9 protein-coding genes are annotated in these 11,564 nt (G+C 45.0%); 2 read left to right on the forward strand and 7 right to left on the reverse strand.

Going from position 1 to position 11,564, the window contains the following annotated elements:
• Nucleotides 1-603: 603 nt before the first annotated feature.
• Both V7M78_RS20845 and V7M78_RS20850 read left to right on the forward strand, forming a co-directional pair.
• Nucleotides 604-1,209, forward strand: a complete 606-nt coding sequence (locus V7M78_RS20845; RefSeq protein WP_333652767.1) for an ATP-binding protein — start codon at nucleotides 604-606, stop codon at nucleotides 1,207-1,209.
• Between the two features lie 3 nt (nucleotides 1,210-1,212).
• Nucleotides 1,213-1,953, forward strand: a complete 741-nt coding sequence (locus V7M78_RS20850) for a LytR/AlgR family response regulator transcription factor (RefSeq protein WP_333652770.1) — start codon at nucleotides 1,213-1,215, stop codon at nucleotides 1,951-1,953.
• Nucleotides 1,954-2,043: 90 nt separating this feature from the next.
• Here V7M78_RS20850 and ilvA read toward each other — a convergent pair whose 3' ends face one another.
• The 7 genes from ilvA to V7M78_RS20885 form a co-directional block, all read right to left on the reverse strand.
• On the reverse strand, nucleotides 2,044-3,267 hold the full coding sequence (gene ilvA / locus V7M78_RS20855) for a threonine ammonia-lyase (protein WP_333652772.1): 1,224 nt from the start codon (nucleotides 3,265-3,267) through the stop codon (nucleotides 2,044-2,046).
• A 3-nt stretch (nucleotides 3,268-3,270) separates the two neighbouring features.
• Nucleotides 3,271-4,212: a signal recognition particle-docking protein FtsY gene (ftsY, locus tag V7M78_RS20860; protein WP_333652775.1), complete on the reverse strand. Its 942-nt coding sequence runs from the start codon at nucleotides 4,210-4,212 to the stop codon at nucleotides 3,271-3,273.
• Between the two features lie 11 nt (nucleotides 4,213-4,223).
• Complete coding sequence (gene smc / locus V7M78_RS20865) at nucleotides 4,224-7,784, reverse strand: chromosome segregation protein SMC (protein ID WP_333652777.1); 3,561 nt, start codon at nucleotides 7,782-7,784, stop codon at nucleotides 4,224-4,226.
• A 2-nt stretch (nucleotides 7,785-7,786) separates the two neighbouring features.
• Entirely contained in the window at nucleotides 7,787-8,524 is a 738-nt protein-coding gene (gene rnc, locus V7M78_RS20870; protein WP_333652779.1) for a ribonuclease III, read from the reverse strand.
• 77 nt (nucleotides 8,525-8,601) lie between these two features.
• On the reverse strand, nucleotides 8,602-8,832 hold the full coding sequence (gene acpP, locus V7M78_RS20875) for an acyl carrier protein (RefSeq protein ID WP_158379215.1): 231 nt from the start codon (nucleotides 8,830-8,832) through the stop codon (nucleotides 8,602-8,604).
• A gap of 34 nt (nucleotides 8,833-8,866) precedes the next feature.
• The gene (plsX, locus tag V7M78_RS20880; RefSeq protein ID WP_333652783.1) at nucleotides 8,867-9,919 is read right to left on the reverse strand and encodes a phosphate acyltransferase PlsX; all 1,053 of its coding nucleotides are present in this window, start codon (nucleotides 9,917-9,919) and stop codon (nucleotides 8,867-8,869) included.
• Between the two features lie 105 nt (nucleotides 9,920-10,024).
• The gene (locus V7M78_RS20885; protein ID WP_333652785.1) at nucleotides 10,025-11,383 is read right to left on the reverse strand and encodes an MATE family efflux transporter; all 1,359 of its coding nucleotides are present in this window, start codon (nucleotides 11,381-11,383) and stop codon (nucleotides 10,025-10,027) included.
• Nucleotides 11,384-11,564: the final 181 nt, after the last annotated feature.

Genomic DNA, 11,564 nt, shown 5'->3' on the forward strand with positions numbered 1-11,564 from the left:
GCTTTTGGCACCATTTTTCTTCTTAATCAGATTTATGGACAAGCCAGTACATTCATTACCTTTTTAGGACTCATGCTTTTAATCTATTTATTTGCTGAGAACCGTTTTTTAAATTTGTCCTGTTTTCTATTTGGCTATTTTTATACAATCACATTTAATTATGTGTTCATGTGGGCAACAGGCTTTATCCTTAAAATGGACATGGAGGCACTGCTAAAAAACCACATTTTACTTATTATTTTTTCTTGTGTCTACTGTGTTTTTTGCGGAATCACAACAAAATTGATCGGAATCCACTTACATAAAAAGCTGAATATCACAAAGTATTTTAGCGACCCTTACCTGTTGAAAGCTATTTTTATTGACCTTTTTCTTCTGGTATTACTTTATATATTTAACTTCTCCTATGGAGAACGCCTGGGCTATAACTACGGTGTCATTGCACTAAACGGAATCATTTTCCTGCTGCTGTTCATAATTACAGTATGTCTCATGTACTCCGTTTACAAAGCCGCAATAAAAGAACAGACATACAAACACCGTATAGCGCAGTTTGAAAACCTTCGTGTTTACACTGAACGTGTGGAAAGCTCTTATGTCGCTATGCGTAAATTTAAGCATGACTACATAAACATACTCAGCACCATGTCAGAATTTACGAACGAAAAGGATATGGAAGGACTAAAGGAATATTACGAAAAAAGTATCCTTCCCATCAGTCACTCATTTTCCGTTTCAGATACCAAGCTGGGCCTTCTTTCCTACATAAAAGATACTGCCCTGAAAAGTCTCCTTTCTTCCAAATTTGTCTATATGATAGAAACAGGCATCAAATTGGAAATAGAACTGCAGGAGACCATTAATCAATTACCCATGGACTGTCTGGATTTGTGCCGGGTTGCCGGTATATTTTTAGATAATGCCATGGAGGCTGCTATGGAAACAGAGAAAAAAGAAGTACATTTTTGTATGTTTTATAAGGATGGTGACCTCTATCTCATCATTCAAAACACCGCCCTTCCCCTGCCCTATGCCATAGCCAATCTCCGCAGTCATGAATTTTCAACAAAAGGCGAAGACAGGGGAATCGGACTTTTTAATGTAGATATGGTGTTAAAAAATTATAGAAACGTCCTTTGGAACACGAACTATGAAGAACCTTATTTCACACAGGAACTGATCTTAAAGCAGACGATTGCCCAGGAGTAAAGAATGATCCAAATATACCTTTGTGAAGATGATAAGAAACAATTAAGGAACTGGGAAAATATTATAAAGAAATATTTATTGATGAACTTGACAGAATCCCAGCTCTACTGCTCTACTTCAAGCCCGGAAGAACTGCTTTACATGAGAAAACATTCCAATATTACAGGGCTTTATTTTCTCGATATTGATTTGAAGGCAGAGAAAAATGGAATTGAGCTTGCACAGGAAATACGCAAGTATGATCCACGTGGATACATTGTCTTTGTAACCACTCACAGCGAAATGGCTGTTCTTACATTCCGCTACAAAGTAGAAGCCATGGATTTCATTGCAAAGGATGACTTCAAGAAGCTGGCTGAACAGATTTGTGCTTGTATACAAAATGCAGAAAGAAATAACAAAATCCAGCTGGAGTCCTCTGACAGGCTGCTATCCATAAAGATTGATAAAACCTCTCTTGTTCTGGACCAGAATGATATTATTGCCGTCACCACCGGAGATGATTACCACAAAATCACCATTCACACCAAAACCGGAATCCGGCAGATACCAGGCTCCTTAAAGGAATTAAAGGCAGCCTTAAGCCCTTCCTTCTGCCAGTGCAGCCGGTCCGCCATCATCAACCTCAAACACGTGGCTTCTTTTTCCAGGGAAGATGCAATTATTATCATGAATAACAAGGAAACCTACACGGTCTCAGTTCGTATGATAAAAAAAGTGCAGAAGGCCCTGGATCAGTTGTAATTTAAAATTCGTTAAAATCTCAAAAGACAGAAGCAAAAGAATCGTTAAAACGATTTCATTTTGCTTCTGTCTTTTATCATTAAATCAATCTTATTCTGAGTAAGTTCCCTTTGACTTCACCAGCTTAGGCCTGTAACCTTCAGCCATAAGAGCTGCCATAATAGAATTCTTATGTTCTGTTCCAAATGCCTCCAGTGTAATCCGAAGCTCTACGGCAGAGTTTCTGTTTATGCTGATAAACTGGTTATGCTCCAGGCGGATTACATTGCCCTGCTCCTTTGCAAGAAGGGTGGAAACCTTTGCCAGCTCGCCCGGTTTGTCGGGAAGAAGAATGGATACGGTAAAGATTCGGTCTCTCTGAATCAGTCCATGCTGTACAACAGAAGCCATGGTGATCACATCCATATTTCCGCCGCTTAAGATGGAAACCACCTTTTTATTTTGCACGTTCATATGCTTTAACGCGGCAACAGTCAGAAGGCCGGAATTTTCTACGATCATCTTGTGATTTTCCACCATATCGAGAAATGACACAATCAGTTCAGAGTCTTCAATGGTGATAATCTCATCCACATTTTCCTGAATGTAGGGGAAAATCCTGTCTCCGGGACATTTTACCGCAGTACCGTCAGCAATGGTATTAATTGTCGGCAGCTCAACCACCTTTCCCTGACGCAGGGATTCCTGCATACAGTTGGCACCTGCCGGCTCCACGCCTATGATCTTAATTTTGGGATTGAGCATTTTTGCCAGAACAGAAACTCCTGTGCACAAACCGCCGCCGCCAATTGGAACCAGGATGTAGTCAACAGTGGGAAGCTCCTTGACAATCTCCATAGCAATGGTTCCCTGTCCGGTAGCCACCTCCAGATCATTAAAGGGATGGACAAAGGTAAGCCCCAGCTCCTCTGCAAGCTTATAGGCACGGTCGCAGGCTTCATCAAATACATCGCCTTCTAAAACAACCTTTGCCCCATAGCTTTTGGTCCGGTTTACTTTCATCAGAGGAGTTGTGGTAGGCATGACGATGGTTGCAGGAATGCCTGCCAGCTTGGCTGCATATGCAACACCCTGGGCGTGATTGCCTGCGGAAGCCGTAATCAGTCCCTTTGCCTTTTCTTCCTCTGTCAAGGTACTGATTTTATAATAGGCACCTCTCACCTTATAAGCACCGGTATACTGAAGGTTTTCCGGTTTAAAAAACACCTTGTTCCCGGTCTGGGCGGAAAAATACTCACTGTATATGAGCTTTGTTTCCAGGGTGATTTTACTAACAACCTCTGATGCTTCTTCAAACTTTTCCAATGTCAACATACGTTACGCCTCTTCTTTCTCTTCTACATGGAACAATGCATTTACAAATTCCTTTGCGTTGAACTTCTGCAGGTCATCAATCTTTTCTCCGACTCCAATGTATTTTACAGGAATTCCCAGCTCAGATTGTATGGCAACTGCAATACCTCCCTTGGCTGTTCCATCCAGCTTTGTCAGAATAATGCCGGTAATATCTGCAGCTTCCATAAACTGCTTTGCCTGCACAAGAGCATTCTGCCCGGTGGTTCCATCTAATACCACCAGGGTTTCCCGGTAGGCTTCCGGATATTCCTTGTCAATGATTCGGTTGATCTTCTTAAGCTCTTCCATAAGATTCTTTTTGTTGTGCAGACGGCCTGCCGTATCACATATTAAAATATCGGCCTGTCTTGATTTTGCCGCAGCCACAGCATCAAAGACAACGGCTGCCGGGTCAGATCCTTCCTGCTGGGCAATGATATCCACCCCTGCTCTCCTGGCCCATTCCGTCAACTGGTCAATGGCTGCCGCCCGGAAGGTATCGGCTGCGGCAACGATCACCTTTTTCCCCTCATCCTTCATCTGCCCTGCTAGCTTTCCCACGGAAGTGGTTTTTCCCACCCCATTTACACCGATGATCAAAAGAACGGATTTCCGGTTTTCAAATTCATAGGCATTTTCTCCCAGATCCATCTGTTCCATAATGCTGTCCATAAGGAGCTGTTTGCATTCTGCCGGATCCTTGATGTTGTTTTCCTTAACCTTCCTTCTTAAATCCTCTACAATTGACGTTGTAGTCTGGATTCCCAGATCTCCCATAATGAGGATTTCTTCTATTTCTTCATAAAAATCATCGTCAATGGCTGAAAAGCCGCTGAAAATGGAATCAACTCCTGCGATGATATTATCCCTTGTCTTTTGCAGTCCAGCTACCAGCTTTCCAAAGAACCCCTTTTTTTCACCCATAGTCGGTCTCCTTAACTTTCTAAATCTTCTTCAATCAAATTAACAGATACTAGCGTTGAAACGCCCTTTTCCTGCATGGTAATTCCATACAGGCGGTCCGCAGCCACCATGGTACCGCGCCTGTGGGTAATGACAATGAACTGCGTATACTTTGTCAGCTTGTGCAGATATTTTGCAAAACGGTCTACGTTGGAATCGTCAAGAGCCGCCTCAATCTCATCCAAAAGGCAGAAAGGAGATGGCTTTAAGTTCTGGATTGCAAACAAAAGGGCAATGGCAGTCAGAGCTTTTTCTCCTCCTGAAAGCTGCATCATGTTCTGAAGCTTCTTTCCGGGAGGCTGGGATATGATCTGGATTCCTGCCTCCAGAATATCCTCCTCTTCCACCAGTTCTAAGGTTCCCCGTCCGCCTCCGAACAATTCCTTGAACACCTTATCAAATTCCTGGCGGATCTCCCGGAATTTTTCTTCAAACTGTCTTCGCATTCCCGTATCCAGTTCTTCAATGATCTTTAAGAGTGTGCCTTCTGCGGCCACCAGATCATCGTGCTGGGTTTTCATAAATTCATAGCGCCCGGATATTTCCTTATAGTCCTCAATGGCATTGACATTGACATGACCAAGCTTTCGGATATCCTCTTTCAGGGAGACGATCATGGATTTAATCTGAGGCAGGGAAGTCCACTCCTCATTGCGCAAAGCCTCTGCCGTTGAAAAGGTCAGCTCATATTCGCTCCACATGTAATCCACGTGGCCCTCCAGCCGTTCCTCCAGCTTTTCCTTCTGGCTTTGCAGACGGAACAATTCTTTATCCAAGAGACTGATCCGCTCTGTCAGTTCTTCCCGCTTCCGGAATAATTCCTTCTGTTCTTTGGATTTATTTTCCCTGACAGCAGCCTTTTCCTTTACAAGCTGTTCCTGTACCTCTGCACGGGCTTTTGCCTCTTCAATCCTGTCTTTCAGAATCTGGATTTCCCTTTGCTTTTCTTCGATGATCCGGTTTGAATCAGTGGTGCCGTTTGAAAGGCCGGAAAGTTCCTCCTCCAAGCGGCGGATTTCTTCCTTCACACGGCGGATATTTTCCTGTTCAAAATCATCCTTTTGCTTTAGGCCGGAAGCCTCCATCTGAATTGCGGATAAATTTTTATAATGCTGTTCCCGGTCCGCCCTGGCTGTTTCCAGAAGGTGCTGAAAGTTTTCCAGTTGGTCTGAGGTTTCCAGATTCTGCTTTTCCAGCCTTCCCACTGCTTCAGAAAGGTCTTTCCTGCTGGCACTGATTTCCCGTATCTGATCTTCAAGCTGGCCGTTTTCCCGCTCTAAATCTCCATAGGATTCCTTTATCTCCGCCTTCTTTTCTTCTGCCCGGCGTATGCTTAAGTTAACCGTATTTTGCTTTAAATAAAGCTGCTGTATTTCTGTCTGTATTTTTCCAAGTTCTTCCCGGCTTTCCGCCAAAAGTCCCTCGTTCATCACCAGGTCCTTTTCCAGCCGCTCCACATCAACCAGAGCTTTTGTACAGGCTTCTTCCAGTTCTTCCATTTCCCTTTTTCGTCCCAGCAAATTGCTGGTATTCTTAAAGGCACCGCCTGTCATGGAACCGCCTGCACTGATCAGTTCTCCTTCCAAAGTTACGATCCGCAGGGAATACTGAAACTTTTTTGCCAGTGCAATGGCGTGGTCAATGGTCTCTGTCACCACCACCCGCCCTAATAAGTAGGTGAGAAGGCCTTCATACTGGGGATCTGCCTCTACTAAAGAACTGGCAAGACCCAGAACTCCCGGCTCTGCCAGGGCTTTTTCCTGATGAAAGGAATTCTTGTTTCCAATGCTGGTAAGGGGAAGGAAAGTCGCACGCCCAAACCGGTTTTTCTTTAAATATTCAATTAGATGCTTGGCCGTCTGCTCGGAGTCCGTCACAACATTCTGGATACTGCCGCCAAGTGCGGTCTCAATGGCAATTTCATACTTTTTAGGAACTGTAATTAAATCTGCCACAACTCCGTGAATGCCGTGAATCCGGTCCTTTACCTCCATGACCTTGCGGATGCTGCCGCCGTAGCCCTCATACCGCTCTGCAATGTTCCGGAGGGACTCCAGCTTCGTATAGCTGGTGTGGTATTCCTGCTGCTTGTTGTTTAAATTTTTGTTGAGCCTGCGGACTTCCTGTTCCAATTCCTCTGTCCTGGCTTCGCTGGAGGCTCTGGCTTCATCCCTCTCAGAAATCGCCGACTCAATTTCACCGGCCTCACTTTCAAGGACTGCCAGCCGTTCGTCCTGCTCCGACTCATCGCTCTTGTATTTCAACAGCTTCTGGCAGACCTCGGAACGCCGTACATTTACCTGCTCCAGCATGGTTTCATACCGCTGCTGTCTGGCGCTGAAGGAAGCTTTTTCATTGAGGATTCCGATGATACCGCCTTTTCCATCTTCAATCTGCTGTTCCAGAAGACGGATTTTTTCATCCGACTCATTTAAGGCAGCTTCTGCTTCCTTCTGCCTTCCTGCCGCTGCCTTTACCTGTTCCGCGATCTGGGACCGTTCCTCTTCATAGGAGGAAGACTGGACGGTTTTGGCCTCAATTTCGGTATGTATGGTGCGGATACGGCCTGCAATATGCTCTGCATTCATCTGCTCCGTATTGATCTGCTCCCTCAATACGTTGATCTGGCCTTCTAAGTTTCCCATTGCCATGTCGGATTGATTTTTTTCATTCCTGGCCCGGTCAATGGCCTCATCCAGCTCTGTCAAAGAGGCATCAAGCGCCTCATATTCTTCCCGTATTCCTTCTGATATCTGCCTTGTTTCTTCTAAATCCCTGGAAACGATGGCTTCCTTTTCCCCGCTCTCCTTAATCTGAATCCGCAGGCTTTCCGTTTCCATTAAAAACTGGTTGACATCGTACTTTTTCAGTTCTTCCTTTAAACGAAGGTATTCCCTTGCCGATTCAGACTGCTTGGCCAGGGGGCCTATCTGTTTTTCCAGCTCTGAGAGGATGTCGCTGACACGAACCAGATTTTGTTTTTCATCTTCTAACTTTTTCTGGGCAATAGCCTTTCTCCGCTTAAACTTCACGATTCCGGCCGCCTCATCAAACAGCTCTCTGCGCTCTTCCGGCTTTCCGCTTAAGATTTTATCGATCTGCCCCTGCCCGATGATGGAGTAGCCTTCTTTTCCAATTCCCGTATCATAAAACAGCTCATAAATATCCTTTAAACGGCAGGCACTCCCGTTGATCATATATTCGCTTTCCCCGGAGCGGTACACTCTTCTGGAAACCGTCACCTGGTCATAATCAATGGCAAGGTGATGGTCTGAGTTGTCCAGAGTGATGGCCACATAAGCAAAGCCCTGGGGTTTTCTCATCTCAGTTCCGGAAAAAATCACATCCTGCATGTTGGAGCTTCGAAGCTGTTTTACCTTCTGCTCTCCCAAAACCCAGCGCACAGCATCGGCAACATTGCTTTTGCCGCTGCCGTTAGGGCCTACAATTCCTGTGATTCCGTTATGGAAATCAAAGATGATCTTATTGGCAAATGATTTAAAGCCCTGTACCTCAATGCTTTTCAGATACATAGTTACCCTTTCTTTCCCGCATTATTGTCCTTGCTTTTGGGCGCTGGGACCGTCTCCATGCTCTTAAGCTCCAGAATTCCGTGATAGGCAGCCACCTGTTCCGCTGCTTTTTTCGTCCTTCCGGCCCCTTTTCCGATGACCTTTTTGCCGATAAGAACCTGGGTTTCAAACACCTTGTTATGGTCCGGTCCCTTCTCCTGCAAAAGCTCATAGCTTAAGGGCTCATCTGTCCTGCCCTGTACGATCTCCTGTAAGATAGTCTTGCTATCATAAAAGAGCTGTTTATGTTCCAGATCATTCATGATGAAACGAAGGATAAACTCTTTTGCATTAGCAAAACCACCGTCCAGATAAATGGCTCCTATGAGCGCTTCCATGGCATCCGACACAATCGATGCCCGTCCCCTTCCGCCGGTTCCTTCCTCGCCCTTGCCAAGAAGAAGATATTCCCCAAGCTTTAACGCCTCGGCACAGTAAGCTAAAGTCGGCTCACAGACAATGCTGGCCCGTATTTTAGTCAAATCTCCCTCCGGTTTCTCCGGATACTTGTGATACAGGCAATCACTGGAAACCACTTCCAGCACAGAGTCACCTAAAAACTCCAGCCTTTCATTGCATTCCATCTTGCTTAAACGGTGCTCGTTTGCATAGGAACTATGGGTCACTGCCCGTTTCATCAGCTGCTTGTCCGAAAAAACGTATCCAATACACGCTTCCAGTTCTTTTAAATTCCTGCTCATTCGATACTCCTTTCAACCCTCATTATAAAATAAGGTGCTGCATACAGACCTGAAAGTCCCGGCAGCACCCACATCTATTAATTTAAAGCATTCTTGATCTGTTCTACTGCGTCACTGACACTTACGATGTTTTCTGCCACTTCAGTCGGAATTTCAATGTCAAATTCCTCCTCAATGCCCATAACGATCTGAAACACATCAAGGGAATCAGCGCCAAGATCGTCTACAAATGTTGCGTTCATGGTCACCTCATCAGCCTCAATATTCAATACCTCTGCAATAATGTTCTGTAACTTCTCAAATTCCATTTCTTTTCCTTCCTCTCTCCTATTCTTGATTTACTTACTCTTGCCCATGCTTTTCAGGCATAATGGTATGCCCGGAGGGCGTTTCTTCATTTTCAATTCTAAGACTTTCTCTTATCTTATCATTAATGCCCTGTTCCTTGAAGGTTACACACTGAAGTATGGAGTTCTTCACCTCTGATCTCTTTGAATTCCCATGGGTCTTTACCACCAGTCCATTGAGCCCTAAAAGCGGCGCTCCTCCGTACTGGGAACTGTCAAAGGATTTTAAGGTTTTCTTTAAAGCAGGCTTTACAAGCAGGGCTCCGATTTTGCTTCTTAAGCTTCCCATCATGCCGCTCTTTACCTTGCTTATGAGAGTTGCTCCCACTCCTTCATAAAGTTTCAGGATTACATTGCCCACAAATGCCTCACAAACAATGACATCTGCTCCGCCTCTGGGAATCTCTCTGGCCTCAATGCTTCCGGTAAAATGAATGTCCTTGCATTCCTTTAACAGCGGAAATGCTTCCTTCACAAGCGCATTGCCCTTTTCCTCTTCTGCACCGATGTTAACAATCGCCACTCTGGGATTTTTAATGCCCACCACATGCTCCATGTAAAGAGAACCCATTCTGGCAAACTGCACCAGATGTGAGGCACGGGCATCCACATTGGCTCCGCAGTCCACCAATAAGGAAACTCCGTTTTCCGTAGGGATAAGGGGGGCTAACGGCGGTCTTTCCACACCTTTTATCCGCCCGACAATGACCTGCCCGCCAACCAGGATAGCTCCTGAGCTGCCGGCTGAAACAAACGCATCCGCCTCCTTCTGTTTTACCAGATTCATTCCCACAACGATGGAAGAATCCTTCTTCTTTCGTATGGCATTAACCGGAGGTTCTTCCGTTTCGATTACCTCTGACGCATTCACAATCTGTATCTGGTCCTTTGAGTAGGTATGCTTTTCAAGCTCCTTCGATACAATATGCTCCTGCCCTACTAAGAGAACCCGGATCTCTTTATTCGCGTTTACAGCCTCTACAGCTCCTGCAACCATTTCAATTGGTGCATAGTCGCCGCCCATGGCATCTACAGCTACTGTTATCATCTTGATTCCCCTTTCGTTTCCGCCTAAGATAATCTATTACATAATATACTAAATATTAATCTATAAATCAATAATAAATATAAGAAATTTAAAACCGGAAAAAAATCAGCCGTCTGAAGCAGCTTCCGGGGCAGTGAGATTCTTTTTCATAATATGGCGGTATGCAATTGCGGTAAATAAAGAAGCACTGATCCAGGCCGCAGGATCGCAGGCACAGGCCAGGGGATAGTTTAAAAATCCGATGGCAAAAGCCGCCATGACCAGCCTGGCTAAAAGCTCCGCCGCTCCTCCCATCATGGGCAGAAATCCGTAGCCGCAACCCTGCATGGTGTTTCTGAATATAAAAATCGTGGAAAGAGGGATATAAAAAGCCGCGCATATATAAATATAGGTCTTTGCCCAGGGCAGCATATCTGCAATATCCACCTCTCCTGAGAAAAACAGCTTTAATATAAAAGGAAGTCCCACGACAGCCAGAACAGAGCAAAGAAGGCTGTAGACCATGGTGGTTCCCAAAGCAAGCCTGACACCCTGGCGGATTCTTTTTATATTTCCCTTTCCAAAGTTCTGACCGGAATAAGTAGCCATAGTCTGCCCCATTGCGATCATTCCCTGCATGATTAAGTTCTGGAATTTATTTGCAGCAGTATAAGCCGCAACTGCAGTGGAGCCGAACAGGTTAATGGCGGACTGCATGACTATGGTTCCCGAAGCTGTAATTCCAAACTGGAGTGCCATTGGAATTCCTATGGAAAGCTGGCGCTTCGTATCCCATTTATCAAGCCTCCAGTGCTTTTTTTCCGGAGTCAGAACCGGCACCTTTTTGTAAATATATACGATACAGAGAATTGCCGATATCCCCTGGGAAATATTGGTGGCCCATGCTGCTCCTGCAACTCCCATATTTAAATTTATAATAAAGAACAGATCCAGCGCCACATTTAAGAAAGCAGAAAGGATCAGGGAGTATAGAGGAATCCGGCTGTTTCCCACTGAACGCAAGTAAGAGGAAAGCAGATTGTAAAGTACACTTGCCACAATTCCCATGCAGATGATGGATATATAAGTATAAGCATCCTCCATAATATTCTCAGGAGTATTCATAAGCCTGAGAAGAGATCTCATTCCGGAAAGGCTTAAAGCAGTCATAATAATGATAACAAATGCGGATAAAAGTATTCCGTTGGCTACCGATCTCTTTGTTCCGTTTTCATCTCCCGCCCCAAAGCGCTGGCTGGTGAGGACGGAAAATCCCGTGCTCATACCCTGGGAAAAGCCCAGAACAAGAAACATGATGGTTCCTGTGGAACCTACCGCAGCCAGGGCATCAGGGCCCACAAAACGGCCCACAATAATGGTATCCGCCATGTTGTAAAGCTGCTGGAAAATGTTTCCGATCATCAAGGGAAGCATGAACCTTAAAATAATCGGAAGCGGACTGCCCTTTGTCATATCAGTTTCCATAATCTTCATCCTTTATACGAATATTGCGCCGCCCCTTGGGAGGCACAAACGTTATTTTACCATGTTGCCCGCCCTTTGTCACCGTACTTTTTCAACAAATCAAAAAAACAGGCAGGCTGGGCACCATGAACTGCTTCCCGTCAAGTAGACAATGAAAAAAATAAAAAGTTTTCTGCCAGTG

Source organism: Lacrimispora sp., from assembly GCF_036758025.1.
GTDB lineage: Bacteria > Bacillota > Clostridia > Lachnospirales > Lachnospiraceae > Lacrimispora.

What these genes read in the sequence shown, in the direction of transcription:
- V7M78_RS20845 (WP_333652767.1), top strand. Translation starts at nt 604, where the DNA reads ATGCGTAAATTTAAGCATGACTACATAAACATACTCAGCACCATGTCA.
- V7M78_RS20850 (WP_333652770.1), top strand. Translation starts at nt 1,213, where the DNA reads ATGATCCAAATATACCTTTGTGAAGATGATAAGAAACAATTAAGGAAC.
- ilvA (WP_333652772.1), bottom strand. Translation starts at nt 3,267, where the DNA reads ATGTTGACATTGGAAAAGTTTGAAGAAGCATCAGAGGTTGTTAGTAAA.
- ftsY (WP_333652775.1), bottom strand. Translation starts at nt 4,212, where the DNA reads ATGGGTGAAAAAAAGGGGTTCTTTGGAAAGCTGGTAGCTGGACTGCAA.
- smc (WP_333652777.1), bottom strand. Translation starts at nt 7,784, where the DNA reads ATGTATCTGAAAAGCATTGAGGTACAGGGCTTTAAATCATTTGCCAAT.
- rnc (WP_333652779.1), bottom strand. Translation starts at nt 8,524, where the DNA reads ATGAGCAGGAATTTAAAAGAACTGGAAGCGTGTATTGGATACGTTTTT.
- acpP (WP_158379215.1), bottom strand. Translation starts at nt 8,832, where the DNA reads ATGGAATTTGAGAAGTTACAGAACATTATTGCAGAGGTATTGAATATT.
- plsX (WP_333652783.1), bottom strand. Translation starts at nt 9,919, where the DNA reads ATGATAACAGTAGCTGTAGATGCCATGGGCGGCGACTATGCACCAATT.
- V7M78_RS20885 (WP_333652785.1), bottom strand. Translation starts at nt 11,383, where the DNA reads ATGGAAACTGATATGACAAAGGGCAGTCCGCTTCCGATTATTTTAAGG.